25 protein-coding genes and 1 rRNA gene are annotated in these 25,933 nt (G+C 72.9%); 4 read left to right on the forward strand and 22 right to left on the reverse strand.

The genetic code is table 11. From position 1 onward, the window contains the following. From BM223_RS07570 to argC, 12 genes are all read right to left on the reverse strand, one after another. A 16S ribosomal RNA gene (locus tag BM223_RS07570) occupies positions 1 to 230 on the reverse strand; the annotation flags it as partial. A 452-nt stretch (positions 231 to 682) separates the two neighbouring features. Further along, on the reverse strand, positions 683 to 1,282 hold the full coding sequence (locus BM223_RS07575) for a DNA-3-methyladenine glycosylase (protein WP_038678694.1): 600 nt from the start codon (positions 1,280 to 1,282) through the stop codon (positions 683 to 685). Positions 1,283 to 1,292: 10 nt separating this feature from the next. Then, positions 1,293 to 2,723, reverse strand: coding sequence for an argininosuccinate lyase (gene argH, locus BM223_RS07580; RefSeq protein WP_038678692.1), 1,431 nt, complete (start codon positions 2,721 to 2,723; stop codon positions 1,293 to 1,295). Then, positions 2,720 to 3,196 carry an NUDIX hydrolase gene (locus BM223_RS07585; RefSeq protein WP_038678691.1) on the reverse strand — a complete coding sequence of 159 codons (477 nt, stop codon included), beginning with the start codon at positions 3,194 to 3,196 and terminating at the stop codon, positions 2,720 to 2,722. The genes argH and BM223_RS07585 overlap by 4 nt, the downstream gene beginning before the upstream one ends. 1 nt (position 3,197) lies before the next feature. Then, positions 3,198 to 4,628 carry an argininosuccinate synthase gene (gene argG / locus BM223_RS07590; RefSeq protein WP_038678690.1) on the reverse strand — a complete coding sequence of 477 codons (1,431 nt, stop codon included), beginning with the start codon at positions 4,626 to 4,628 and terminating at the stop codon, positions 3,198 to 3,200. 1 nt (position 4,629) lies between these two features. After that, the gene (locus BM223_RS07595; RefSeq protein WP_038678689.1) at positions 4,630 to 5,154 is read right to left on the reverse strand and encodes an arginine repressor; all 525 of its coding nucleotides are present in this window, start codon (positions 5,152 to 5,154) and stop codon (positions 4,630 to 4,632) included. Between the two features lies 1 nt (position 5,155). Beyond that, entirely contained in the window at positions 5,156 to 6,088 is a 933-nt protein-coding gene (gene argF / locus BM223_RS07600) for an ornithine carbamoyltransferase (RefSeq protein WP_038678687.1), read from the reverse strand. Then, positions 6,085 to 7,290 carry an acetylornithine transaminase gene (locus tag BM223_RS29700; protein WP_038678685.1) on the reverse strand — a complete coding sequence of 402 codons (1,206 nt, stop codon included), beginning with the start codon at positions 7,288 to 7,290 and terminating at the stop codon, positions 6,085 to 6,087. The genes argF and BM223_RS29700 overlap by 4 nt, the downstream gene beginning before the upstream one ends. Beyond that, positions 7,287 to 8,210 carry an acetylglutamate kinase gene (gene argB / locus BM223_RS29705; RefSeq protein WP_038678683.1) on the reverse strand — a complete coding sequence of 308 codons (924 nt, stop codon included), beginning with the start codon at positions 8,208 to 8,210 and terminating at the stop codon, positions 7,287 to 7,289. Before argB ends, BM223_RS29700 begins: the two co-directional genes overlap by 4 nt. Then, positions 8,207 to 9,367 carry a bifunctional glutamate N-acetyltransferase/amino-acid acetyltransferase ArgJ gene (argJ, locus tag BM223_RS07615; RefSeq protein ID WP_038678682.1) on the reverse strand — a complete coding sequence of 387 codons (1,161 nt, stop codon included), beginning with the start codon at positions 9,365 to 9,367 and terminating at the stop codon, positions 8,207 to 8,209. The genes argB and argJ overlap by 4 nt, the downstream gene beginning before the upstream one ends. A 31-nt stretch (positions 9,368 to 9,398) precedes the next feature. Continuing rightward, positions 9,399 to 9,824, reverse strand: a complete 426-nt coding sequence (locus BM223_RS07620) for an ACT domain-containing protein (RefSeq protein WP_052138549.1) — start codon at positions 9,822 to 9,824, stop codon at positions 9,399 to 9,401. After that, positions 9,821 to 10,867, reverse strand: coding sequence for an N-acetyl-gamma-glutamyl-phosphate reductase (argC, locus tag BM223_RS07625; RefSeq protein WP_038678680.1), 1,047 nt, complete (start codon positions 10,865 to 10,867; stop codon positions 9,821 to 9,823). The genes BM223_RS07620 and argC overlap by 4 nt, the downstream gene beginning before the upstream one ends. A gap of 102 nt (positions 10,868 to 10,969) precedes the next feature. Between argC and BM223_RS07630 the strand changes: the two genes are divergently transcribed. Continuing rightward, the gene (locus BM223_RS07630) at positions 10,970 to 11,980 is read left to right on the forward strand and encodes an ATP-binding cassette domain-containing protein (protein WP_052138548.1); all 1,011 of its coding nucleotides are present in this window, start codon (positions 10,970 to 10,972) and stop codon (positions 11,978 to 11,980) included. After that, positions 11,980 to 12,822 carry an ABC transporter permease gene (locus BM223_RS07635; RefSeq protein ID WP_038678678.1) on the forward strand — a complete coding sequence of 281 codons (843 nt, stop codon included), beginning with the start codon at positions 11,980 to 11,982 and terminating at the stop codon, positions 12,820 to 12,822. Before BM223_RS07630 ends, BM223_RS07635 begins: the two co-directional genes overlap by 1 nt. Before the next feature lie 3 nt (positions 12,823 to 12,825). Here BM223_RS07635 and BM223_RS07640 read toward each other — a convergent pair whose 3' ends face one another. The 10 genes from BM223_RS07640 to BM223_RS07685 form a co-directional block, all read right to left on the reverse strand. After that, positions 12,826 to 15,906 (reverse strand): AfsR/SARP family transcriptional regulator, encoded by a 3,081-nt coding sequence (locus BM223_RS07640; protein WP_038684274.1) that lies wholly within the window; start codon positions 15,904 to 15,906, stop codon positions 12,826 to 12,828. Further along, positions 15,903 to 18,386 carry a phenylalanine--tRNA ligase subunit beta gene (pheT, locus tag BM223_RS07645; protein ID WP_038678676.1) on the reverse strand — a complete coding sequence of 828 codons (2,484 nt, stop codon included), beginning with the start codon at positions 18,384 to 18,386 and terminating at the stop codon, positions 15,903 to 15,905. The genes BM223_RS07640 and pheT overlap by 4 nt, the downstream gene beginning before the upstream one ends. A gap of 1 nt (position 18,387) precedes the next feature. Beyond that, the gene (gene pheS, locus BM223_RS07650; RefSeq protein WP_038678674.1) at positions 18,388 to 19,485 is read right to left on the reverse strand and encodes a phenylalanine--tRNA ligase subunit alpha; all 1,098 of its coding nucleotides are present in this window, start codon (positions 19,483 to 19,485) and stop codon (positions 18,388 to 18,390) included. Positions 19,486 to 19,530: 45 nt separating this feature from the next. Continuing rightward, a complete protein-coding gene (locus BM223_RS07655) occupies positions 19,531 to 20,133 on the reverse strand; it encodes a DinB family protein (RefSeq protein WP_038678672.1) in 603 nt (200 codons plus the stop codon). 4 nt (positions 20,134 to 20,137) lie between these two features. Continuing rightward, on the reverse strand, positions 20,138 to 21,163 hold the full coding sequence (locus BM223_RS07660) for a sensor histidine kinase (RefSeq protein ID WP_038678670.1): 1,026 nt from the start codon (positions 21,161 to 21,163) through the stop codon (positions 20,138 to 20,140). Next, a complete protein-coding gene (locus tag BM223_RS07665; RefSeq protein WP_038678668.1) occupies positions 21,160 to 21,936 on the reverse strand; it encodes a TrmH family RNA methyltransferase in 777 nt (258 codons plus the stop codon). The genes BM223_RS07660 and BM223_RS07665 overlap by 4 nt, the downstream gene beginning before the upstream one ends. Before the next feature lie 5 nt (positions 21,937 to 21,941). Beyond that, the gene (gene rplT / locus BM223_RS07670; protein WP_038678666.1) at positions 21,942 to 22,328 is read right to left on the reverse strand and encodes a 50S ribosomal protein L20; all 387 of its coding nucleotides are present in this window, start codon (positions 22,326 to 22,328) and stop codon (positions 21,942 to 21,944) included. 41 nt (positions 22,329 to 22,369) lie between these two features. After that, positions 22,370 to 22,564 (reverse strand): 50S ribosomal protein L35, encoded by a 195-nt coding sequence (gene rpmI, locus BM223_RS07675; RefSeq protein WP_028654205.1) that lies wholly within the window; start codon positions 22,562 to 22,564, stop codon positions 22,370 to 22,372. A 63-nt stretch (positions 22,565 to 22,627) separates the two neighbouring features. Then, the gene (gene infC / locus BM223_RS07680; protein ID WP_235319263.1) at positions 22,628 to 23,257 is read right to left on the reverse strand and encodes a translation initiation factor IF-3; all 630 of its coding nucleotides are present in this window, start codon (positions 23,255 to 23,257) and stop codon (positions 22,628 to 22,630) included. Between the two features lie 328 nt (positions 23,258 to 23,585). Beyond that, entirely contained in the window at positions 23,586 to 24,113 is a 528-nt protein-coding gene (locus BM223_RS07685; RefSeq protein ID WP_038678662.1) for an SseB family protein, read from the reverse strand. A 26-nt stretch (positions 24,114 to 24,139) separates the two neighbouring features. Here BM223_RS07685 and BM223_RS07690 point away from each other — a divergent pair, with 26 nt between their 5' ends. Continuing rightward, the gene (locus BM223_RS07690) at positions 24,140 to 25,387 is read left to right on the forward strand and encodes an amino acid deaminase/aldolase (RefSeq protein ID WP_052138546.1); all 1,248 of its coding nucleotides are present in this window, start codon (positions 24,140 to 24,142) and stop codon (positions 25,385 to 25,387) included. After that, entirely contained in the window at positions 25,371 to 25,907 is a 537-nt protein-coding gene (locus tag BM223_RS07695; protein ID WP_038678660.1) for a uridine kinase family protein, read from the forward strand. Before BM223_RS07690 ends, BM223_RS07695 begins: the two co-directional genes overlap by 17 nt. The last annotated feature ends 26 nt before the right edge of the window (positions 25,908 to 25,933 follow it).

Raw genomic sequence — 25,933 nt, forward strand, 5'->3', positions numbered from 1 at the left:
CGAGCACATCCTGGACCGAAAAACTTTCCACCACCACTAGATGCCTAGAGTGGTCATATCCGGTATTAATCACCGTTTCCGGTGGCTATCCCAGAGTCCAGGGCAGATTACTCACGTGTTACTCACCCGTTCGCCGCTCGAGTACCCCCGAAAGGGCCTTTCCGCTCGACTTGCATGTGTTAAGCACGCCGCCAGCGTTCGTCCTGAGCCAGGATCAAACTCTCCATAAGAAAATTCTAACCTGACAATCGACGGACACTGACAACAAACGTTGTCAGAATCATCATTGTCACAAACACATCCATCATAAAGACAGACGCACACAAACGTCACAACAATCTATTTGCATGACACACTGTTGAGTTCTCAAACATCACACGCACTCGCGCTCTCACCCTTGCGGGGCCTGAGTCGCGGGGCAACCTGTGAAACCTTACCCGGTTCGTTTCCCCCCGTCAACTCGGCCTGTTCGGCCTCGTATCGGGGTGGGGCGAACCCCGGGTGCTGGGCACATGACGAAACTTCTTGTGGCTAGGTCGAGGACCTTGGCCCGAAGGTTTTCCGCCGCGTGCTCCGGCAAGAAGAACATTACCAACACATGGCGGCGCGGTTGCAAATCGGGGGGCCCTCCGGCGTCCGGAGGGGGCTCTCTGAGCGTGCGTGCAGGGGTTCCGGACCCTGCTCAGCCGGCCTCGGGACCCTCCGCGCGGGGGTGGCGCCGATAGGGAGAGACGGTGGGATCGGCGTCGATCCAGAAGCGCCACGGGCGGTCGCTCGCACGGCGCAGTCCGGTGCGCGGTCCGGTGCGGACGGCGGTCACGGGCACCGGGGTGTCGGGCAGCTCGAGCCGGATCGGACCGGTCGCGAGGTCGGTCCCGTCGTCGGCGAGCGAGAGCCCGAGTGCCTGGCCCAGCCGGCCGGGGCCGCGGGCGAGGTCGCGATCGGTGGAGCGGGGACGGCGGGCACGGGCGACGTCGAGCCCGGCGACGACCTCGCCGGCGCGGAGGAGGACGGCGCCGGGGCCGTGCTCCTCCCCCACGGTGATGTTCGCGCAGATGTGGATGCCGTGGCTCAGGTAGCAGTAGAGCCGGCCGGCAGGGCCGAACATCGTGCCGTTGCGGCGGGTGGGGCCGCCGAAGGCGTGGGAGCCGGGATCGGTGGCGCCGGCGTAGGCCTCGACCTCCGTCAGCCGGACGGCGACGTCGCCGTACCGCAAAACGGCGCCGAGCAGCCGGGGCGCCACCTCGAGGGGCGGCGCCGCCAGCTGCTCGGCGAGCGACATGGTCGGTCGATCAGCCCAGAGGGCCGCGCGCTTCGGCGACCCGGGCGCGCAGCTCGGCGAGCTGCTCGGTGACCCGGACAGGCGACGTCCCCCCGCGACCGTCCCGCGAGGCGACGGAGCCCTCGGCGGTCAGCACCGATCGCACCTCGGGCGTCAGGTACGGCGAGATGTCGGCGAACTGCTCGTCGGTGAGCCCGTCGAGCTCGATCCCCAGCTCCTCGCAGCGGCGCACGCAGGCGCCGGCGAGCTCGTGCGCGATCCGGAAGGCGACGCCCTGCTTGACCAGCCACTCCGCGATGTCGGTGGCGAGCGAGAAGCCCTGGGGGGCCAGCTCCCCCATGCGGTCGGTGTCGAACACGAGGGTGGCGACCTGGCCGGTGAAGGCGGGCAGCAGCACCTCGAGGGTGTCGACGGAGTCGAAGACCGGCTCCTTGTCCTCCTGCAGGTCGCGGTTGTAGGCGAGCGGGAGCGCCTTGAGCGTGGTGAGCAGCCCGGCCAGGTTGCCGACCAGGCGGCCCGCCTTGCCGCGGGCGAGCTCGGAGATGTCGGGGTTCTTCTTCTGCGGCATGATGCTCGACCCGGTCGACCAGGAGTCGTGGAGCGTCACGAAGCCGAACTCCTTGGTGGCCCAGAGGATCACCTCTTCGGCGATCCGGCTGATGTCGATGCCGGTCTGCGCCGCGACGAAGGCGAACTCGGCGACGAAGTCGCGGGAGGCGGTGCCGTCGATCGAGTTGGCCGTCGAGCCGGTGAAGCCCAGCTCCCGGGCGACCAGCTCGGGGTCGAGACCGAGGCTCTGGCCCGCCAGCGCCCCCGACCCGTACGGCGAGTCGCCGGCCACCCGGCGCCGCCAGTCGGCGAGCCGCTCGACGTCGCGGAGCAGCGCCCACGCGTGGGCCAGCAGGTGGTGCGAGAGCAGCACCGGCTGGGCGTGCTGGAGGTGGGTGCGCCCCGGCATGATCGCCGGCCGCCCGTCCACGGACGTCAGGTGCGCGTCGGCCTGGGCGGCGAGCGCGTCGACCAGGTCGAGCACGAGCCGGGCCACGGTGACCGAGTGGTCGAGCAGGTAGCAGCGGAAGAGCGTGGCGATCTGGTCGTTGCGGGAGCGTCCGGCCCGGAGCTTGCCGCCCACCTCGGGGCCGACCTCCTCGATGAGGAGCCGTTCGAGCGCGCCGTGCACGTCCTCGTCGGACGGGTCCGGGCGCAGCGAGCCGTCGGTGAACCGCGCGGCGAGCGCGTCGAGCCCGGCGTGCAGCGCCGCCTCCTCGTCGGCGGTCAGCAGCCCGGCGGCGCCGAGCGCCTTGGCGTGGGCGTGCGAGCCGGCGATGTCGTAGAGGCCGAGGCGCCAGTCGAAGTGCGTCGAGCGCGAGAGCGCGTCGAGCTCCGGCGACGGGCCCCCCTCGAAGCGGCCGCCCCAGAGCTTGCCGGTGTTGGTACTCATGCGTCGGTTCCTCCTCGGACGTGCGCGATCGCCGCCCGCATCTGGTCGATCAGCCGCGGGTCGACCGCGCGGCCGTCGTGGTCGAGATCGTCGGGGGTCCACCAGGCGGCGTCGAAGATCGACTGCGACTCCAGCTGGTCGAGCCCCTCGAAGCTGATGGGCGTCTCCTCGAGGGCGAGCGCGAACAACGTCGACTCGTTGACGTAGTCGCGCCCGTCCCAGGAGAACTCCACCTCGAACGTGCCGAACGGCGCACCCAGCCGGGCGGGGTCGACGGCGATGCCGGTCTCCTCGCGCAGCTCGCGGGCAGCGGCCTCGGCGAGGGACTCCCCCTCGTCGGCCGCTCCCCCGACGGTGAACCAGTAGCGCACCTCCGGCAGCGCGGGGTCGCAGCCGAGCAGCAGCAGGACCTTGCCCTCGCTGCTGACCGGTAGCACCCGCGCCACCGTGCGCCGGGTCGGCTCGTGGTGCACGTCAGTCGGTCCCGAGCTCCATGGCGGCCTCCTCGAGGATCGCCTCGCTCTCGTCGCCGCCGTCGGGGTTCGCGGTGATCTGGTCGTACCCGCCGGCCGGCAGCTCGCCGAAGAGCGTGCCGTTCTCGACCAGGACGGTGCCCTGATCGAGGGGCTGGCCGGCGTACAGCTCGAGCTTGGCGCGGCTGTCGGCGATGTCGAGGTTGCGCATCGTGAGCTGGCCGATCCGGTCGGTCGGGCCGAAGGCGGCGTTCTCGACGCGCTCCATCGAGAGCTTCTCGGGGTGGTAGGAGAAGTTCGGGCCGTCGGTCTTGAGGATCGTGTAGTCGTCGCCGCGGCGGAGCCGCAGGGTGACCGTGCCGGTGACCAGCGAGGCGATCCAGCGCTGGATGGACTCGCGCAGCATGAGCGCCTGGGGGTCGAGCCAGCGGCCCTCGTAGAGCAGCCGGCCGAGCTTGCGGCCCTCGAGGTGGTAGTTGGCGAGCGTGTCCTCGTTGTGGATGGCGTTGAGCAGCCGCTCGTACGCCGTGAAGAGCAGCGCCATGCCGGGCGCCTCGTAGATGCCGCGGGACTTGGCCTCGATGATCCGGTTCTCGATCTGGTCGGACATGCCCAGGCCGTGCCGGCCACCGATGGTGTTGGCCTCGACGACGAGGGCGACCGCGTCGTCGTAGTGCCGCCCGTTGATGGCGACGGGACGACCGGCCTCGAACGTGACCGACACGTCCTCGGTCTCGATCGGGACGGACGGGTCCCAGAACTTCACGCCCATGATCGGCTCGACGGTCTCGAGCGAGACGTCGAGGTGCTCGAGGGTCTTGGCCTCGTGGGTGGCACCCCAGATGTTGGCGTCGGTGGAGTACGCCTTCTCGGTGGAGTCGCGGTAGGGCAGGCCGTGCGCGACGAGCCACTCGCTCATCTCGTGCCGGCCGCCGAGCTCGGCGACGAAGTCGGCGTCGAGCCACGGCTTGTAGATGCGCAGCTCGGGGTTGGCCATCAGGCCGTAGCGGTAGAACCGCTCGATGTCGTTGCCCTTGTACGTCGACCCGTCGCCCCAGATGTTGACGTCGTCGGACTGCATCGCGCGCACGAGCATCGTGCCGGTGACGGCGCGGCCCAGGGGCGTGGTGTTGAAGTAGGCCTTGGCGCCGGAGCGGATGTGGAAGGCACCGCAGGCCAGCGCGGCGAGACCCTCCTCGACCAGCTGCGGCTTGATGTCGACGGCGCGGGCGATCTCGGCGCCGTACTCGCGCGCACGAACGGGGACGCCGGCGATGTCGGGCTCGTCGGGCTGGCCGATGTCGGCCGTGTACGTGCACGGGATGGCGCCCTTGTCGCGCATCCAGGCCACCGCGACGGACGTGTCGAGGCCGCCGGAGAAGGCGATACCGACGCGCTCTCCCCTAGGCAGGGAGGTCAGGACCTTGCTCAACTCATGAATCCTTTCGGGTGTCGCCTTCGGCGAGAGCGGTGAACTTGTGGGCCAGGGCGTCTCCCCCGGCGGGATCGCGCCCGATCACGAGCACGGTGTCGTCGCCGGCGATGGTGCCGAGGACGTCGCCGAGCTCGACCTTGTCGATGGCGCTGGCGAGGAACTGCGCAGCACCCGGAGGCGTGCGCAGGACGACGAGGTTGGCGCTGGCCTCGGCGCTGACGAGCAGCTCGGAGGCCAGCCGGGACAGGCGGTGCTGGGAGGCGGCGCTCTCGCCCGTGACCGGGGTGCGGTCGCCGCCCTCGGCCGGGACGGCGTACACGAGGCCGCCGGTGGTGGAGCGGACCTTGACCGCGTCGAGCTCGACGAGGTCGCGGCTCAGCGTGGCCTGGGTGACGTGCACGCCCCGACTGCCGAGCAGGTCGGCGAGCTCCTGCTGGGACCGCACCTCGCGGGTCTCCAGGAGCTCGACGACGATCGCCTGCCGGGCGTTCTTCGTCATCGGGGTCAGGGCGTGCTCGCTCATGTCAGGCCCGGGCCTTCTCGTGCAGCCAGGTCATGATCGCCTTCTGCGCGTGCCGGCGGTTCTCGGCCTCGTCCCAGACGACGCTCTGCGGGCCGTCGATGACCTCGGCGGCGATCTCGACCCCGCGGTACGCCGGGAGGCAGTGCATCACGATGGCGTCCGGGTTGGCCGCCGCGACGAGGTCGGGCGTCACCGACCAGGGCCCGAAGACCGCGCGGCGGGTGGACGCCTCGTCCTCCTTGCCCATCGAGATCCAGGTGTCGGTGATGACGACGTCGGCACCGGCGACCGCCGCGAGCGGGTCGCCGACGGCACTGGCCGAGCCGCCGGTGGTGGCGCCGATCTCGCCGGCCCGGGCGAACATCTCGTCGGAGGGGACGTAGCCGTCGGGACCGCTGATCCGGATGTGCATGCCGGCGGTGGTGCCGGCCAGCAGCCACGAGTTGCCCATGTTGCAGGCACCGTCGCCGAGGAAGGCGGCGGTCAGGCCGGCGAGCTCGCCCTTGTGCTCGCGGATGGTGAGCAGGTCGGCGAGCAGCTGGCAGGGGTGGAAGTCGTCGGTGAGCGCGTTGATCACCGGGACGGACGAGTGGGCTGCCATGTCGTCGAGGTTGGCCTGGGCGTAGGTGCGCCAGACGATCTGCGCGGCCTGCCGGTCGAGCACCCGGGTCACGTCGGCGACGGACTCGCGCTTGCCGATGCCGGCCAGCGTGCCGTCGACGAGCATCGCGTGCCCACCGAGCTCGGCGATGCCGGCCGCGAACGAGGCCTGGGTGCGCAGGGTCGGCTTGTCGAAGATCATCGCCACCGTGCGGGGGCCGGCGAGCGGCTGGTGGTCGAAGGGCTCGGCCTTGAGCTTCGCGGCGAGGGCGAGGACCTCGGCCTGCTCGGCCGGGGTGAGGTCGTCGTCGCGGAGGAACGAGCGGGTGCTCATGCGGAGACTCCTGCCTGGTCGAGGATCGCGGGCCAGGCGGCGACGAAGGCGTCGGCGTCGGCGTCGGTCAGCACGAAGGGGGGTGCCATCCGGATCCGCTCGGGGGTGGCGCCGTTGACGACGAAGCCGGCGTCCTGGGCGGCGGCGACGACCTCGGCAGCCTTGGGCTGGGCGAGGGTGAGACCGACGAGCAGGCCCGCTCCCCTGGTCTCGGTGACCCGGGCGTCGGCGCCGAGCCCCTGCTGCAGCCGGGCGCCGAGCGTGGTCGCACGGGCCAGCAGGTCGTCATCGACGATCGTGTCGAGGACGGCGAGCGCGGCCGCCGCGGCGACCGGGTTGCCGCCGAAGGTCGTCCCGTGGTTGCCGGGGTCGAAGAGCTTGCCGGAGCCGTGGGTCGCGATGCAGGCACCGATCGGGATGCCACCGGCCAGGCCCTTGGCGAGCGTGACGATGTCGGGCACGACGGGGGCGTCGACGAGCGCCGGGTTCTGGTGGGCGAACCAGGTGCCGGTCCGGCCGGCGCCGGTCTGGATCTCGTCGAGCCAGAGCAGCGCGCCGTGCTCGTGGGCGATCCGCTGGGCGGCGGGCAGGTAGCTGCGCGGCGGCACGATCACGCCGGCCTCACCCTGGATCGGCTCGACCAGGATCGCGGCCGTCGTGTCGTCGACGGCGGCCTCGAGCGCGGCCTCGTCGCCATAGGGGACGAAGACGACGTCGCCGGGCAGCGGCTCGAAGGGGGCGCGGTAGGCCTCCTTGGAGGTGAGCGCGAGCGCGCCCATCGTGCGGCCGTGGAAGGAGCCTTCGGTGGCGACGATCTTGGTGCGGCCGGTCCGGCGGGTCAGCTTGAACGCCGCCTCGTTGGCCTCGGCGCCGGAGTTGGTGAAGAACACGCGGCCGTCGGCGCCGAGCAGGCCCACGAGCCGCTCGGCGAGCGTGATCTGGGGGGCGCTGGCGAAGAAGTTGGAGATGTGCCCGAGGGTCTGCAGCTGCTCGGTGACGGCGGTGACCAGGCGCGGGTGGGCGTGACCGAGGGCGTTGACGGCGATCCCGCCGAGCAGGTCGACGTACTCGCGGCCGTCGGCGTCCCAGATGTGGGCACCCGCGCCGCGGGCGAGGACGATCTTGGGCGGGCCGAAGGTGTTCATCAGCGCGCCGGCGTACCGCTCGGTCCACTCGGCGGTGCTCGGGTTCGTGGTGGTCACTTCAGGGCCTCCCGGGCCTTGCGGGTCTTGGTGGTGACGCCGGGCAGCACCTGGGTGCCGACGCCCTCGTCGGTGAACAGCTCGAGCAGGACGGCGTGGGCCTGGCGGCCGTCGACGACCGTCGCCCGCTTCACGCCCTCGCGCACCGCCTGCAGGCAGGCGCTCATCTTGGGGATCATGCCGCTGGCCAGCGACGGGAGGATCTCCTCGAGCGCCTCGGGGCTGATCTCGCCGATGACCTCCTCGGGGTCCGGCCAGTCGAGGTAGAGCCCCTCGACGTCGGTGAGCACGAGGAGCTTCTCGGCACCGAGCGCGGCGGCCAGCGCGGCGGCGGCCGAGTCGGCGTTGACGTTGTGGACGACGCCGTCGGCGTCGGGCGCGACGCTGGAGACGACGGGGATCCGGCCGGCCTCGATCAGGTCGAGGACCGCCTCGGGCCGGACCTGGGCGACCTCGCCCACGAGGCCGAGGTCGACCTGCTCGCCGTCGACGACCGTGCCGGTCTGCTCGGCGGTGAAGAGGCCGGCGTCCTCGCCGGAGAGGCCGACGGCCAGCGGGCCGTGCTCGTTGATCAGGCCGACCAGCTCGCGCTGGACCTGGCCGACGAGCACCATCCGGACGACGTCCATCGCCTCGGGGGTGGTGACCCGCAGGCCGCCGCGGAACTCGGACTCGATGCCGAGCCGGTCGAGCATCTGGGAGATCTGCGGCCCGCCGCCGTGGACGACGACCGGCCGGAAGCCGGCGAAGCGCAGGAAGGCGATGTCCTCGGCGAACGCCCGCTTGAGGGTGTCGTCGGTCATCGCGTTGCCGCCGTACTTGATGACGACGACCTTGCCGTGGTAGGCCTTGAGCCACGGCAGCGCGCCGGCGAGGGTCTCGGCCTTGAAGGGGTCGGGCTTGCCCGGGATCTCGGTCATGAGGAGTACGCGCTGTTCTCGTGGACGTAGGCATGGGTGAGGTCGTTGGTCCAGACCGTGGCCCGGGCGTCGCCGGCCTTGAGGTCGATGGTGACGGTGACCTTGCGGCCGGACAGGTCGACCAGGGAGGGGTCCTCGGCGGGCGTGCTGTTGCGGCAGACCCACACGTCGTTCATGGCGACGTCGAGGTCGGCCGGGTCGAACGCGGCCTGCGTCGTGCCGACGGAGGCGAGGACCCGGCCCCAGTTGGGGTCCTTGCCGAAGACGGCGGCCTTGAACAGGTTGCTCCGCGCGACGCTGCGGCCGACCTCGACCGCGTCGTCCTCGCTCGCGGCGTTGAGCGTGGTGATCGCGATCTCGTGGTCGGCGCCCTCGGCGTCGGCCAGGAGCTGGAGGGCGAGCGAGCGGCAGACCTCGGTGAGCGCGGCGGTGAAGTCGGCCAGGGACGGCGTCACGCCGGAGGCACCGCTGGCCATCAGGGTCACGGTGTCGTTGGTGGACTGGCAGCCGTCGGAGTCGAGCCGGTCGAACGAGACCCGGGTGGCGGCGCGCAGCGCGGCGTCGAGGTCGGCGGCCGGGACGACGGCGTCGGTCGTGATGACGACGAGCATGGTGGCGAGCGCGGGCGCGAGCATCCCGGCGCCCTTGGCCATGCCCCCGATCGACCAGCCGGCGCCGTCGGGGCCCTCGATGACGACCTGCTTGGCGACCGTGTCGGTGGTCATGATCGCCTCGGCCGCATCGTTGCCGCCCTCGGCGGACAGCTGCGCGTGGAGCGTGCCGACGCCGTCGAGCAGCGTCTGCCGGTCGTTGACGAGGCCGATCAGCCCGGTGGAGCAGACCACGACGTCGCCGGCGGCGATGCCGACGAGCTCGCCGACCTTCTCGGCGACCTGGTGGGTGGTCTGGAAGCCCTCGGGGCCGGTGTAGCAGTTGGCGCCGCCGGAGTTGAGGACGACGGCGCGCACGACGCCGTCCTTGACGACCTGCTCGCTCCACAGCACGGGGTTGGCCTTGCAGCGGTTGCTGGTGAAGACCGAGGCGGAGTCGTAGGTGGGGCCCTGGTTGACGACGAGGGCGAAGTCCTTGTTGCCGCTGGCCTTGAGGCCGATGGCGGCTCCGGCCGCGACGAAGCCGGCGGGATGGGTGACGCTCATGGTTCGGGGTGGTTCCTTCTCGGGCGAGGGGTCAGGCGGGCACGGCGGGGGCGACGGTGCACCCCGATCGTCGCCAGGCCTCCTCGGCCGCGTCCGCCTTCGCGGTGGGCACCAGGATCCAGTCGGTGTCGTAGGTCGAGAGCGTGAAGACCGGGATCTCGGCCTCGGCCAGCGGGGTCAGCAGGCCGACCAGGATCCCCACGGCGGACAGGTCGAGCTGACCGTCGACGCTGAACGCGGTGAGCGGCTTCTGGTGCCGGGCCTTCTTGGGCACGCTGCGCCCGGCGCAGACCAGCGAGGTCTCGGTGGCCGTCGCGGTGATCGAGAAGATCGAGGAGGACTCGGCCCACTCGGGGATCTCGGCGCCCGGGGCGAGCCGGACGACCGCGAGGGTCTCGGGGAAGCGGGACAGGGAGAGGGGCTGCTGCTCGGTCTGCTCGGTCTGCTGCTCGGTCACGGGGCCAGTCCTACGGTCGAGAGGCCCGTGGTCTCGTCGAGACCCAGGGCCAGGTTCATGCACTGCACGGCGGCGCCGGCAGTGCCCTTGGCGAGGTTGTCGATCGCGCCGACGGCGACGAGCCGGCCGGCCGCCTCGTCGACGGTGACCTGGAGGTGGACGGCGTTGGAGCCGAGCACCGCCTGGGTCTGCGGCCACTGCCCGGCGGGCAGGACGTGGACGAAGGGCTCGTCGGCGTAGGCCTTGGCGTAGACGGCGTGCGCCTCCTCGGCGCTCACCGGTCCGGCCAGGGGGGCCGAGCAGGTGGCGAGGATGCCGCGCGACATCGGCACGAGCAGCGGGGTGAAGCTCACCTTCACCTCGGCGTCGGTGAGCCGGCCGAGGTTCTGGGTGATCTCGGGGGTGTGGCGGTGGACGCCGCCGACGCCGTAGGCGCTGGTGTTGCCCATCACCTCGCTGCCGAGCAGGTGCGTCTTGGCGGCCTTGCCGGCGCCGCTGGCCCCGGAGGCGGCGACGACGACGACGTCGGGGACGACGAGGCCGGCGGCCACGGCGGGCGCGAGGGCGAGCGAGGAGATCGTCGGGTAGCACCCCGGGACGGCGACCCGCCGGGTACCGCGCAGCACGTCGCGCTGACCGGGCAGCTCGGGCAGGCCGTAGGGCCAGGTGCCGGCGTGGGCGCTGCCGTAGAAGTGCTCCCACGCGGCGGCGTCGTCGAGCCGGAAGTCGGCACCGCAGTCGACGACGACCACGGCGGGATCGAGCGCGGTGAGCTCCTCGGCGAGCGCACCGGACTGGCCGTGCGGCAGGCCGAGGAAGACGACGTCGTGCCCGGCGAGCACCTCGACGGTGGTCGGCTCGAGGACCCGGTCGGCCAGCGGCAGCAGGTGCGGCTGGAGGGCACCGAGCCGCTCCCCCGCGTTGCTGGCCGCGGTCACCGCACCGATCTCGACGCCGGGGTGCCCCAGCAGCAGCCGCAGCACCTCGCCCCCGGCGTACCCGCTGGCGCCGGCGACGGCGACCTTCACCTTGCTCATGTGCATGAATATACAGGACCCTGCATGTTCGTGCGCAAGCGACCCGCTGAAACCGGCGGCGCGTGCGGTGAAGGCGAACTGAAACCGGGTGCTCCCAGGCTAGGGCCCATGAACGACATCCTCCACTCCCCGGCGCCCCGCGGCGACCTCGCGGTCGACGCGACGGGCCTGGTCAAGACCTTCGGCGACTTCCGAGCCGTCGACCAGGTCGACCTCCAGGTCGCCCGTGGCGAGGTGTTCGGCGTGCTCGGGCCCAACGGCGCCGGCAAGACGACGACCCTGTCCATGCTCGCGACCCTGCTGCCCATCGACGGCGGCCGCGCCTCCATCTTCGGCGTCGACGTCGCCGAGCAGCCGCACCGGATCCGGCAGCTGCTGGGCGTCACCGGGCAGTACGCCTCGGTCGACGAGAACCTGACCGCCACCGAGAACCTCGTCCTCTTCGCCCGGCTGCTCGGCCACCGCCCGCCGGCCGCACGCACGATCGCGGCCGACCTGCTCGAGCGGTTCGGCCTCACCGAGGCCGCCACCCGGCAGATCAAGAACTTCTCCGGAGGCATGCGCCGGCGCCTCGACCTCGCGGCCTCGCTCATCGCCCGGCCGCCGCTGATCTTCCTCGACGAGCCGACCACCGGCCTCGACCCGCGCACCCGCGGCCAGATGTGGGACACCATCCGCGAGCTGGTCGCCCAGGGCTCGACGATCCTGCTCACCACGCAGTACCTCGACGAGGCCGACCAGCTGGCCGACCGGATCGCCGTCATCGACGCCGGCCGCAAGGTCGCCGAGGGCACGCCGGAGCAGCTCAAGGCCGGGGTCGGCTCCTCGACCCTCCACCTGCGGCTCACCGACCGCACCCAGACCGCCGCGGCGGCCGCGGTCGTCGAGCGCGCGCTCGGCGAGGCGCCCGTGCTCACCCCCGAGGCCGGCGGGCTCAACGTCGCGCTCACCAACGCCGACCGGGCCGGCGACGTGCTCATCGCTCTGCGCCAGGCCGAGCTGTCCATCACCACCGCGACCGTGCGCCAGCCGACGCTGGACGAGGTCTTCCTGGCCCTCACCGGGCACCACAGCGACACCACCGACGAGACCACCGACGAGACCGAGGAGGTCGCCTGATGACCGCCGCCACCGAGAGCCGGCAGGCTCCCCTCGCCGCCCGCGCGGCCGTCGTACCGGACGAGCTGCCGAGCCGGCCGTCCCTGCGCGAGACCGTCGACCAGACCCTGGCCATGGCCTGGCGCGCGACGAAGAAGATGCGCCGCAACCCGGAGCAGTTCTTCGACGTCACCGTCCAGCCGCTGCTGTTCACGGCGATGTTCGCCTACATCTTCGGCGGCGCGATCTCGGGCAGCGTCAAGGACTACCTGCCGCTGATCATCCCCGGCATCCTTGCCCAGACCGCGCTCACCACCTGCATGGCGATGGGCACCCAGCTGCGCGAGGACATGGACAAGGGCGTCTTCGACCGCTTCCGGTCGCTGCCCATCGCCCGGATCGCTCCCCTGGCCGGGCCCGCGCTGGCCGACGTCATCCGCTACATGATCGCCGCGACGCTGACGATCCTGGTCGGCATCGCGATGGGCTTCCGCCCCGGCGGCGGCTTCCTCGGCACGCTGGGCGGCTGGCTGCTGACCATCGTCGCGGCCTGGTCGCTGGCCTGGATCTTCACCTGGCTGGGCACCGTCGCCCGCTCCGCGCAGGCCGTGCAGGGCATCTCGATGATGATCATGTTCCCGCTGACCTTCCTGTCCAACGCCTTCGTCCCGGCCGAGTCGCTGCCGGGCTGGCTCGAGGCGTTCGTGAAGGTCAACCCGGTCTCGCACGTGGTCACCGCGTGCCGCGACCTGATCAACGAGGGCCAGGTCACCGCCGAGGTCGGCTGGGCGCTGCTCGGCTGCGCCGCGGTGGTCGCGATCTTCGCGCCGCTGGCCGTGCGGTCGTACTCGCGGAAGCTCTGAGCCCTACCTGAGCAGCCGGGCGACGACGTCGCGGGTCTCGTCCAGGAGGGCGTGCCCGCGGCGTCCGTCGTACTCGGCAGTGACGACGGCGAGCCGGCCCGGGTCGGCCTCCTCGCAGCGCGCGACGGCCCGGTCCCAGGAGAGGGACGGCACGAAGCGGGGGTACGACAGCCGGTCGGCCAGCACCAGCAGCCGGACCGCCTCGGCGACCGGCAGCGTGCGGTAGCGCAGCGCCCAGGTGCCGAGCGCGAAGACCATCAGCCCGACGATGGGGACGTCGACGAACTTGCGGTCCCGGTCGACCACGCGCGGCAGCGCACCGACGAGCCACCGGTAGAGATCGCGGCCGCGGTCCTCGCGACCGTGGAGGGCGTAGGCGAGGATCGCGACGGTGTTGCCGTAGATCCGCCAGGGGGCGATGTCGGCATCGGCGCCCATCCCGGGGAAGCGGACCGCGGCCATCGCCTCGGCGGCCTGCTCGACGATCCGGCAGCCCTCGTCGACCTCGCCTCGGGCGAAGGCGACCTCCGCCTGGGTGACCAGGAGCGTGCCGCGCGCGTTGTAGCCGCCGTTGGTGGCGACGTCGGTGTGCGCCAGTACGTCGTCGATCACCCGCTGCGCGCCGGCGGGGTCGCCGCGCTCGAGGCAGGCGACGGCCGAGACGGTCATCGCCTGGAGCGCGTCCTCCTGGGCGCCGAGCCGCAGCAGCACCGGGACGGCGGCCTGCGCGTGCGGCTCGGCCTCCCGCAGCCGCCCCACCTGGCTGTAGAGCCCGGCCAGCTGGGCGTGGAGGACGGCGCCGGTCCACGGGCCGCCGTCGTCGGCCCGGGCCCCGATCGCCAGCGCCTCCTCGGCGGCGGCGATCGCGGCCTCGGGCTCGCCGATGTTCTCGCGCTCGTGGCTGCGCCACTGGAGCGCGACGCTGCGCACCAGCGGGTCCGGGTCGTTGACGAGCGCGTCGGACGGCGAGAGCAGCGGGCTGTCCGCCGGCGCACTGGCACCGAGGACGACGGTGGTCATCGCGGCGACCCGCGGGCTCGTCGCGCCGGGACCGAGGGCGGCCAGCTCGGCGAGCAGGTCGTCGAGGACGTCGAGCTGGGCGATCCAGGAGTTCACCAGGGTCAGGCACAGCGCGGAGCGGGCCTGGTCGGCGCGCTCCGGCGCGGCCCGTTGCTCGGTGAGGACGCCGGCGACCGCCTCGCACAGCGTGATCACCCGGGCGTGCTCGCCGCGGATGCTCCAGAAGCCGCCCAGCGTCGCGAGGAGCGCGACGACCGCGTCGGCGTCCGGAGCGGCCAGGGCGCGGCGGAGCGCGTCGGCGAGGTTGTTCTCCTCGACGGCGATCGTGTCGACGGTGGCGACCTGGTCGCGGCTGAACAGGCGCGCGCCGAGCCGGTCGGCGACGGCGACCGCCCAGTCGCGGTGGTCGCGCTGGGCCTCGGCCTCCTCCCCCGCGGCGACGAGCTGCATCCGGCCGAACTCGCGGACCGTCTCGAGCATCCGGTAGCGCAGCGGCGCGCCGGCGCCCGCGTCGACGACGGTGAGCAGCGACTGGGCGACGAGCTCCTCGAGGCTGTCGAGCGCGCCGCTCCCGAGCATCGCCTCGGCGCCGTCGAGGGTGAACCCGTCCTGGAAGACCGAGAGCCGGCGCAGGGCGCGGCGGTCGCGGTCGGCGAGCAGGTTCCAGGACCAGTCGATGACGGCGAGCAGCGTCTGGTGCCGGTCGGGCGCGCTGCGGTCGCCGCCCCGCAGCAGCGCGAAGCGGTTCTCGAGACGGACGGCGATGTCGTCGACCGACATCGCGCGGACCTTCACCGCAGCGAGCTCGATCGCGAGCGGCAGGCCGTCGAGGCGCTCGACGATCTCGGCGACGGACGCCTCCGGGAGCGCGACGCCGGGCCGGGCGGCCAGTGCGCGCTGCCGGAAGAGGTCGCCGGCGTCGTGCGCGCCGAGGCGGCTGAGCTCGAAGACGTGCTCGGCGGCGATCGCCAGCGGCGCGCGGGTCGTGGTGAGCACCCGCAGCGACGGCGTGACCGCGACGAGGAAGGCGACGAGGTCGGCGACCGCCTCGACGAGGTGCTCGCAGTTGTCGAGCACGAGGAGGGCGGGCGCCTGGTCGAGCTGCTGGGCGATCCGGGAGCGGACGTCGCGCACCTGGGCGGGCGTCATCACGGCCCGGCCGTGCACCGAGTCGCGGACGCCGAGCACCGAGCCGACCTCCGGGACGACGTCGGCCGGGTCGACGACGCCGACGAGCTCGACGACGTGGACCACCGGCTGCTCGGCCTCGGCCGCGACCAGCTGGGCCAGCCGGGTCTTGCCCAGGCCGCCGGGTCCGACGATCGAGACCACCCGGTGGGTCCGCACGAGCGTGCGCAGCCGGGCCAGGTCGTCGTCGCGGCCGACCAGGCTGCTGGCGTAGTGGCTCAGTCCGGAGCGCACCGGGCGGTCGCGCAGGAGCAGCTCGTGGTGGAGCGCCTGGAGCTCGGGGGCCGGGTCGACTCCGAGCCGGTCGGCGAGCGCCTCGCGGTGGGCCTCGTAGCGGGCGAGTGCGGCCGGGACGCCGCGCACCGCCGCCTCGCTGCGCAGCAGCGCCGCCAGGCAGGCGTCGTCGCGAGCGGTGCCGCCGGCCTGCAGGAGGAGCGGGAGCGCCTCGTCGTGGCGGCCCAGCGCGGAGAGGATCCGGCCGGCCAGCCCGGGCTCGCTCTCGAGGTGGGACAGGTGGGCGACGGCCTCGCTCCAGGCGCCGGCCGCGACGGCGCGGCGCGCGGCCTCGACCGCGTGGTCGTGGGTCCAGACGTCGACGTCGCCGGTGGCGAGCGCCAGCCGGTAGCCGTGCCCGGCGCGCTCGACCGCACCGGGCGCGGTCGCCGAGCGGGCCCGGGAGACGACGACCTGGAGCGCCTTCGTCGGGTTGGCCGGCGGCTCGTCGCCCCAGATCTCCTCGATCAGGCGCTCCTCGCCCACCGCCTTGCCGCGGGCCTCGGCCAGCACGGCGAGGAGGACGCGGGTGCGCTCACCGGGGACGGCGGCGCCGTCCCAGGTGACCTCGTCGGCCAGCCGCAGCCGCGGCCCCGGCCTCAGCGTTGCACCGCTCCGGTCAGCTCGGCGGCGCGGGCGACGGCCGCGTCGCGCGCAGCGCCGGTCTCGGCCTCGGTGAGGGTGCGGTCGGGCGCCCGGAAGCGCAGCGCGAACGCCAGCGACTTCTTGCCGGCACCGATCTGCTCGCCGGTGTAGACGTCGAAGAGGCGCACCGTCTCGAGCAGGTCGCCGGCACCCTCGCGCAGGGCCGCCTCGACGGCCGCCACGGTCACGGCGGCGTCGACCACGAGGGCGACGTCCTCCTTGGCGAGGGGCATCGTCGAGAACGACGGGCCCGGCGCGACGTCGGTGGCCGCCGCCATGAGCGCGTCGAGGTCGAGCTCGACCGCCGCGCTGCGGGCCGGCAGGCCGTAGGCGCGGCACACGGTCGGGTGGAGCTCACCCGCGTGGCCGACCTGGACCCCCGCGATCGAGACGACCGCGCACCGGCCCGGGTGCCACGGCATCCGGTTGGCGGAGGCGACCTCGATGGTGACGCCGAGCTCGCCAGCGAGACGTCGTACGACGGCCAGGGCGTCGCTCCACGCGGCGTCGGACCCCGCGCCCCACCAGCCGGTGCGCCGCCGCTCGCCCGCGAGGACGACGGCGAGGTGCTGCGGCTGGAGCGGCAGTGCCTCGTCGAGCTTCTCGAGCTCGGCGACGGACGGCCGGGTGTGCACGCCGTAGATCGGCGCCGGCCCGTTGTCGGCAGGGAAGGCGACGGTGCCGGTCTCGAAGAGGGCGACGCCGGGGGCGCCGCGGCCCAGGTTGCGCCCGGCGGCCTCGAGCAGGCCCGGCAGCAGCGTCGTCGTGTAGGCCGGCTCCTCGCTGGAGAGCGGGTTGGCGAGGCCGACCGTCGTGCGCAGCGGGTCGTCGGCGACCAGACCGAGCTTGTCGAAGGTGGCCTCGCCGACGAACGGGAAGCTCACCACCTCGACCAGGCCCGCCCCGGCCAGCGTGCGGCCGACCCGGCGGCGCAGCCGCTGGGTGCGGGTCAGGCCGCGGCCGGTGGCCCGGCGCGGCAGCACGCTCGGGACCTGGTCGTAGCCGACGATCCGGACGACCTCCTCGACCAGGTCGTAGGGGTCGTTGAGGTCGGGGCGCCAGGTCGGCGGGAGGACCTCGATGGTGCCGGCCTCGCGCTCGGTGACCGTCGCGCCGATGGCGCGGAGGTTCTCGACGGTGGTCATCGCGGAGATCTCGATGCCGCTCAGCCGGGCCGGGAGGTCGGTCGCGATGGTGATCGAGGAGCGCTGCGGCGCGCTGCCGACCAGCGTGTAGCCGGGCTCGGCGGTCGCGCCGCCGTGCTCGACGAGCAGCTCGACCACGCGGTCGGCCGCGATGCCGGGCAGCAGCGGGTCGACGCCGCGCTCGTTGCGCTTGCCCGCCTCGGAGGTCAGCTTGTGGCGGCGGCCGGTGCGGAACATCGAGACGGCGTCCCAGTGCGCGGCCTCGACCAGGATCCGGGTCGTGGTCGCGGACATCTCGGTGGTCGCGCCGCCCATGACACCGGCCAGGCCGATCGGGCCGGAGTCGTCGGTGATGACGAGGTCCTCGGAGGCCAGCGTGCGCACGGTGTCGTCGAGGGTGGTGAGCGTCTCGCCCTCGTGGGCCCGCCGGACGCCGAGCGCGCCGGCGACCTTGTCGGCGTCGTAGCCGTGGATGGGCTGGCCGAGCTCGAGCATCACGTAGTTGGTGATGTCGACGGCGAGCGAGATCGAGCGCATGCCCGCCTGCTCGATGCGCTGCTTGATGACGTCGGGCGTCGGAGCGGCCGGGTCGAAGCCGCTGACCAGGCGCGCGGCGAAGACCGGGCAGCCGGCCGGGTCGTCGACCACGACCTCCCAGGCCTTGCCGTCGGGCGCGGGGAGCTCGCGGACGGCCGGGTCGGCGTACGGGACGCCGAAGCCGAGCGCCGCCTCGCGGGCGACGCCGCGCAGCGAGAGCGCGTAGGCGCGGTCAGGGTTGATCTCGAACTCGATGACCTCCTCGTCGAGCCCGAGCAGGCCGAAGACGTCGTCGCCGGGCGCGCCGGCGTCGGGCGGCAGCACGAGGATGCCGTCGTGGTCGTCGCCGATGCCGAGCTCGCGCACCGAGCAGATCATCCCGGCCGAGACGTGGCCGTAGGTCTTGCGCGCGGAGATCTCGAAGCCCCCCGGCAGCGCACCGCCGGGGAGGATGACCACGACCAGGTCGCCGGGCTCGAAGTTGTGCGCTCCGCAGACGATGCCCTGGGGCTCGCCGGTGCCGTTGGCGTCGCCGACGTCGACGGAGCACCAGTTGATCGTCTTGCCGTTCTTCTGCGGCTCGGGCTCCTTGGTGAGCACCTTGCCGATGACGAGCGGGCCGCGGATCTCGGCGCCGGCGGCGTGGATGCCCTCGAGCTTGAGGCCGAGCGCGGTCAGCCGGTCGGTCAGCACCTCGGTGGTGACCTCGGCGGGCAGGTCGACGAGCTCCCGGATCCAGGAGACGGGGGCCTTCATGTCAGAGCTCGCTTCCGAATGCGGTGGTGAAGCGCACGTCGCCCTCGAAGAGGGTGCGCAGGTCCTCGAGGCCGTGCCGGAACATGAGCGTCCGGTCGATGCCCATGCCGAAGGCGAAGCCCGAGTAGCGCTCGGAGTCGACGCCGCAGGCCTGGAGGACGCGCGGGTTGACGATGCCGCAGCCGCCCCACTCGATCCAGCCCTCGCCGCGGCACGTGCGGCACTGGTCGGAGTCGACGCCCCGGCACACGAAGCAGACGAGGTCGACCTCGGCCGACGGCTCGGTGAACGGGAAGTACGACGGCCGGAAGCGGGTGGTGATGCCCTCGCCGAACATCTGCGAGGCGAAGTGGTCGAGGGTGCCCTTGAGGTGCGCCATCGAGATGCCCTCGTCGATGGCGAGGCCCTCGACCTGGTGGAACATCGGCGAGTGGGTGGCGTCGTACTCGTCGGTGCGGAAGACGCGGCCCGGGCACACGACGTAGATGGGAGGCGTGCGGGTGAGCATGGTGCGCGCCTGGACCGGGCTGGTGTGGGTGCGCAGGACGACGTGGTGGTCGGCCGGCTCGGTCCAGAACGTGTCCTGCATGGTGCGCGCCGGGTGGTCCGGGCCGAGGTTGAGCGCGTCGAAGTTGAGCCACTCGGCCTCGATGACCGGGCCCTCGGCGACCTCCCAGCCCATCGCGACGAAGATGTCGGCGATCAGCTCGGCGCCGGTGGTGAGCGGGTGCCGGGCGCCCACGGGCTCCGCGTCGGTCGGCAGCGTGACGTCGACCGCCTCCTCGACCAGGATGCGCGCCTCGTGCTCGGCCTCGAGCACCTCCTGGCGCGCGGTCAGCGCCTTGCTCACGGCGCCGCGGGCCTGACCGACGCGCTGGCCGGCCTCCTTGCGGGCCTGGGGCGGCAGCGCGCCGATCTCGCGGTTGGCCAGCGCCAGCGCCGAGCGGTCGCCGGCGTGCTCGGTGCGCACCGCCTTGAGCTGCTCCAGGTCGGCGGCGGCGGCGATCGCGGCGAGCGCGGCGTCGCGCGCGGCCTCGAGCTCGGCAGGGCTCACGGCGGCGACCTCCACGGGGTCGTAGTCAGTGTTCGGGCCAGACATCGGCGCAAGTCTAGGAACCCCGACCCCGGTACCGCGAACCGGTATTCACTCCGGGGGGAAGCGCTCGGCGATCGCGCTCAGCCGGGCGACGTACGACGGCCAGTCGTAGCCGTCGGGAACGTTGGTCATCCCGGGCCGCAGCCCCACCGCGCCGTCGTGTGCCTCGCGGAGGATGTCGGCGTGCCCGGCGTGGCGGTAGAGGTCGGACATCACGTGCACCGCGACCTCGTGGAGCGTGGTCTCGGCGCGGCCCTCGGGCCACCACGGGACCCGGCCGGGGGCGTCGAGCGGGAGCTCGTCGAAGGCGGCGTCGGCGAACTCCCCCACCCGGCCGTAGAAGGCGAGCAGCTCGGCGGCGGGCAGGTCGGCGGGGACGGCCCAGTCGGCCTGCGGCTCGGTGTCGTAGGCGTCGTCGGGGATCAGCGCGGGGTGCAGCGGCTCGGGCCAGGACCGGCCGAAGGTCGGCCCGAAGTAGCCGATCTCGACGTTGGCGCAGTGCAGCACGATGCCGAGCAGGCTGGTGCCGGTGGGCGTCCGCGGCGTGCGCAGGGCCCGCTCCCCCAGGCCGTCGACCTTCCAGAGCAGGGCGGTGCGAGCGCTGGCGAGGTACTTGCGGAGCACCTCGGTGGGTCCCGGGAGCGCGGTCATGGCCCTATTGTGCCCGCGGCCACGTGGTGACGAGGCGCGCTCCGCCGCCGGGCCGGTCGTCGACCACGATGGTGCCGCCGTGGGCGCGGACCAGGCCGTGCACGATGTAGAGCCCGAGGCCCGAGCCGCCGCCGGTGCCGGCGGTCCAGAACTTCGTGAAGATGCGCTGGCGCAGCTCCGGCGGGATCCCGGCGCCCTCGTCGCTCACGCTCACCGCGAGGTACGACGGGTCGTCGGCCCAGGTGCCGACGTGGATGCGCACCGTGCCGCTGCCGTGGCGCACGGCGTTCTCGGCGACGTTGGTGAGCACCTGCATGACCTTGTCCGGGTGGGCGTCGACCGGCGGCAGGTCGTCGTCGATGCTCAGCTCGATCGGCGTGGACGTGACCACGCCCAGCGACTGCACGACCCGGTCGGCCTTGGCACCGAGGTCGGTGGGCCGGCGGTGCAGCTGGAGCCGCCCGGTGTCGATCCGGGCGACGTCGAGGAGCTCGGTGATGAGCCGGCTGAGCCGGTCGGCGTCCGCGCCGGCGGTGGTGAGCATCAGCCGCTTCTGCTCGTCGGAGAGCTTGTCCCAGCGGTTGAGCAGCGCGTGCACGAAGCCCTTGACGCCGGTCAGCGGCGAGCGCAGCTCGTGGGCCAGCGTGGCGACGAGGTCGGAGCGGTCCCGGTCGAGCCGGGCCCGGCCGCGCCCCGAGCGCAGGCTGACGGCGACCGCACGGACCGGTCCCCCGCGCTCGTCGCGGTGCAGCCGGGCGGTGACCAGCACCTCGGTGCCGTCGGGGAGCAGCCAGGACTGCTCGGGCACACCGGTGCGGGTGGAGAGGCCGGCGTAGGGGGTGTTGACCGCCGTCCAGGCGAGGCCCTCGTGGTCGGAGAGCGCCAGCACCTCGTCGAGCGGGCGGCCGGCGGCGCCGGAGGAGGGAGCGGTGCCGAGCATCTGCGCGGCGACCACGTTGACGGCGGTGACGCGGCCGTCGGGGCCGGCGACGACGACGCCGTCGGGGAGCAGGTCGAGGGGGTCGGTCACACGTTCATCATGGCGCGGGCGCTGGCGTAGAGACAGACCGCCGCCGCCGTGGCGAGGTTGAGCGACTCGGCCGCGCCGAGGATCGGGATCCGGACCCGGTGGTCGGCCAGCTCGGCCAGCTCGGGCGGCAGGCCCCAGGCCTCGTTGCCGAACAGCCACGCCGTGGGCCGGGTGAGCAGCTCGTCGGCGGCGAAGAGGTCGACCTCGCCCTCGCCGTCGGCGGCCAGCACGGTCAGACCCGCGATCTGCGCCCGTCGTACGGCGGTCGCGGCGTCGCGCTCGACCTCGATCGGGACGTGGAAGAGACTGCCCACGCTCGCCCGCACGGTCTTGGGGTTGTAGGGGTCGACCGAGTCGCCGGCCAGCACGACGCAGTCGGCACCGGCGGCATCGCTCGTGCGGATGACCGTGCCGGCGTTGCCGGGGTCGCGCACGTCGGCGCAGATGGTCATCAGCAGCGGCGTCGGGATCCGCTCGTTGTCGAGGAAGCGGCACACGGCGACCAGTCCGGCCGGCGTCACGCTGTCGCTGAGGCTGCTCATCGCCCGCTCGTCGACCAGGGTCACGGGGGCGGTGCCGAGCAGGACGTCGTGCTGCTGGGCGGCGGCCGGCGTCGCGAAGACCTCGACGACGCAACCGGGCACCGCGAGGGCGCCCTCGACGGCCTTGGGGCCGTCGGCAAGGAAGAGCCGCCGCTCGGTTCGCACCGAGCGGCGGCTGAGCTTCCGTGCCTCCTTCACGCGGGAGTTGCCCGCGGTCAGGGGATCCGTCATGCGACTCAGGCGGAGACCTGGGGCGCGTTGACGTCCTCGGGCAGCGCGGCCTTGGCCTGCGCCACGATCGCCGAGAAGGCGGCCGGGTCGTTGACGGCGAGGTCGGCGAGGATCTTGCGGTCGACCTCGATGCCGGCCAGGTTCAGACCCTGGATGAAGCGGTTGTAGGTCATCCCCTCGGCGCGGGCGGCCGCGTTGATCCGCTGGATCCACAGGCGGCGGAAGTTGCCCTTGTTCTTGCGCCGGTCGTTGTAGCTGTAGACCAGCGAGTGGGTGACCTGCTCCTTGGCCTTGCGGTACAGGCGCGACCGCTGGCCGCGGTAGCCGCTGGCCCGGTCGAGGGTGGTCCGACGCTTCTTCGCCGCGTTCACTGCGCGCTTGACGCGTGCCATCTCTTAACTCCTTGTGTCGTGCTCAGGTACGGAAGGGCCGGTCAGAGACCGAGCATCTTCTTCGCGCGCGGGACGTCGTTCTTGGCGACCTCGACCGTGCCGGTCAGGCGGCGGGTGACCTTGGAGGCCTTCTTCTCGAGGTTGTGGCGCTTGCCGGCCTTCTCGCGAAGGATCTTGCCGCTGCCCGTGACCTTGAACCGCTTGCTGGCACCGGAGTGCGTCTTGTTCTTCGGCATCTCGTCTCTATCTCTCGTTACTTCGTGGGCGTCTCAGGCGCTCAGGGCCCTCAGAGCCGACGCTCAGGCGTCGATCTCGGGATCGAGGTTCTCGGAGCGACCCCGCTCCTTCTTCTGCGCCGCGGGCTTCTGCGCCACGCGCTCGGCCTGGGCGGCGGCGTCGAGGGCAGCCTCTGCCTCACGCTCGGCGCGCCGCTCCTCCTTGGCCGCCTTGACCTCGGCCTTGGCCTCGGCCTTCTTCTTGTGCGGACCGATGACCATGGTCATGTTGCGGCCGTCCTGCTTGGGGTTCGACTCGACGAAGCCCAGCTCCTGGACGTCCTCGGCCAGCTTCTGCAGCAGCCGGTAGCCCAGCTCGGGGCGGTGCTGCTCGCGGCCGCGGAACATGATGGTGATCTTGACCTTGTCGCCGGCCTTGAGGAAGCGAACGACGTGACCCTTCTTGGTCTCGTAGTCGTGCGCGTCGATCTTCGGCCGGAGCTTCATCTCCTTGATGATGACGTTGGTCTGGTTCCGTCGCGCCTCACGGGCCTTCTGGGCGTTCTCGTACTTGAACTTCCCGTAGTCCATGAGCTTGCAGACGGGGGGCTTGCCCATCGGGGCGATCTCCACCAGGTCCAGGTCGGCCTCCTGCGCGAGCTTGAGGGCCTGGTCGGTGGGGACGATGCCGACGGTCTCGCCGTTGGGTCCCACGAGACGGACCTCGGGAACCCGGATCCGCTCGTTGATGCGCAGCTCGGTGCTGATGTGTCCTCCAAACTCGTACGGTCAGGAGCTCATCAGGCGCAAAATGCGAAAGTGGCTCCCGCTTGTCACGAAGCGGAAGCCAGCCACGAAGCCGTCGTACCCCCTCCGTCGCCGGAGGAGGAGAGTCGGGCTCTCCATGGACCGGACCCGACGACCTGGCGGTCGTTGCGGGTGGGAGACGATGGTGCCGGTCCCCGCTTGTGGATCTGTCGCGCCCGTGAAGGCATGACGGATCGGTCAACGCCAGATGCTAGCCGAGTTGTTCCCGGGAGCGCTAATCCGCGGAGCCGAGCCAGCCCCAGCCGCCGTCGTCGAGCTGGACGGGCTGCCAGCCGGACGCGATCCGGGTCAGGTCGTCGCCGTCGAGGACGAAGGGGTGCGGCCCGGCGACGTCGACCACGAGCGCGGCCGCGCCCTCCTGGACGGCGGTCGCCGCGGCCAGGTGCGCGGCCACCGGGACCGGGCGGGCCTGGGGGTCCCAGCGGGTGAGCGCGGCGAGGTCGGTGAACGCGAGGAGCGCCATCCGCCCGTCGGCCCCGGTCAGCAGGACGGCGGCCATGTCGCTCGACTTGTCGCGGGCCAGGCCGTCGTCGCCCACCTCGACCTCGCCCAGCACCGCGACCACGGGGACGAGCAGGCGGGCGGAGGCCAGCGCCGCGAGGACGGCCGGGTACGGCGCCGTCCCGCCCGCGTGCGCGGCGAGCGCCGTGGCCAGGGCCGGGTCGGCGGTGCCGTCGTCGTCGACGTACTCCGAGCCCTGGAGGCGGCGGGCGTCGGGACGCTCGTTCGGCGATGCGGTCACCGGTCCAGTGTCCCATCCGTGGAACCATGGCCGGTGTGCAGCACCACTCGTTCGTCGCGCGCAACCGTCTCGCGGCCCGGCTGACCGACGCGGTCCGCGCCTGGCCCGAGCCGCTGTCCACCCCGACCTTCGTCGTCGACCTCGACGCCTTCGACGCCAATGCCGCGGATCTGGCGCGCCGGGCCGGCGGGACGCCGATCCGCGTGGCGTCCAAGTCGCTGCGGGTGCCCGCCCTCGTGACCCGGGCGCTGGCGGCCGACGGCTTCGCGGGGGTCCTCGCCTACACACTGGCCGAGGCCCTGTGGCTGGCCGACCACGACGTGTGCGACGACATCGTGGTCGCCTACCCGTCGGTCGACCGGGCGGCGCTGACCGCGCTCATCTCCTCTCCGCGGGCGGCCTCGCGGATCACGATCATGGTCGACGACGTGGCCCACCTCGACCTCGTCGACTCGCTGCGCGCCTCGACCGCCGTCCCGGTCCGGGTCGCGCTCGACATCGACGCCGGTCTGCGCTGGGGCGGCCAGCTCGTCGGGCCCAAGCGCTCCCCCCTGTTCGACGTCGGCGCGGTCGCCGGGCTCGCCCGGACGGTCATCGACCGGCCCGGCTTCCAGCTCGTGGGGGCGATGACCTACGAGGGCCAGGTGGCCGGCGTCCCCGACGCGGTGCCCCACCAGCGCGCCAAGTCCGCCGTCGTGCGCAAGCTCAAGCAGCTGTCGGTGACCCAGCTGGTCACCCGCCGCACGGCGATCGCCGAGGCGCTGCGCGGGCTCGAGGGCCGCGGCGACTTCACCGGCCTCGAGTTCTGGAACGCCGGCGGCTCCGGCTCGATCGAGTCCTCGGCCGCCGACCCGGTCGTCACCGAGGTCACCGCCGGCTCCGGGCTGCTCGGGCCGACCCTCTTCGACCACTACCGCTCCTTCTCCCCCGCGCCGGCGGCCTTCTTCGGCCTCCCGGTCACCCGTCGTCCCTCGCCCGAGGTCGCGACGGTGCACGGCGGCGGGCTCATCGCGTCGGGACCCACCGGCGCCGACCGGGCGCCGACCCCCTGGGCGCCGGCCGGGCTCTCCCTGACCGGGCTCGAGGGCGCGGGCGAGGTGCAGACCCCCCTCGTCGGCACCAACGCCGGCACGCTGGCGATCGGCGACCTGGTCTGGTTCCGGCACGCCAAGTCCGGCGAGCCCTTCGAGCACGGCACGACCGTGCTGCTCGCCCAGGGCGACCGGTTCGTCGACGCGGTGCCGTCGTACCGGGGCCATGGTCTCGCCTTCTGAGGTCCTCGAGCTCACGCTGTCGCGACCGCCGTCGCTCGGGACCGGCCGGCTGATCTGCATCGACGGACTGGCCGGCTCGGGCAAGACGACGCTCGCCCGCGCCCTCGCCGCGCTCGCGCCCGAGGCCGTGGTGATCGGGACCGACGAGATGCTCGAGGGCTGGCGCGGCCTCCCCGGCCTCGCCGCCTCGACCGAGGCGCTGCTGCGCCCGCTGGCCGCCGGACGGCCCGGCACCTGGCGGCGCTGGGACTGGTACGCCGACGGCTGGGCCGAGACCCGGACCGTCGCGCCCGCTCCCCTCGTGATCCTCGAGGGCGTCGGGAGCGCCGCGGCGTCGTACCGCGACCTGGTGACGGTGCTCGTGTGGGTCGAGGCGCCGCTCGACGTCCGGCTGGCACGCTGGCTCGAGCGCGACGGCGAGGACGCCCGCCCGCACTGGGACGACTGGCTCGCCGACGAGGCGGCGCTGCACGCCCGCGAGGACACGCGGTCGTGGGCGGACGTCGTCGTACGGACCTGAGGGTGGGGGGTTCTGTCGGACCCTCC

Source organism: Pimelobacter simplex, from assembly GCF_900114845.1.
GTDB lineage: Bacteria > Actinomycetota > Actinomycetes > Propionibacteriales > Nocardioidaceae > Nocardioides > Nocardioides simplex.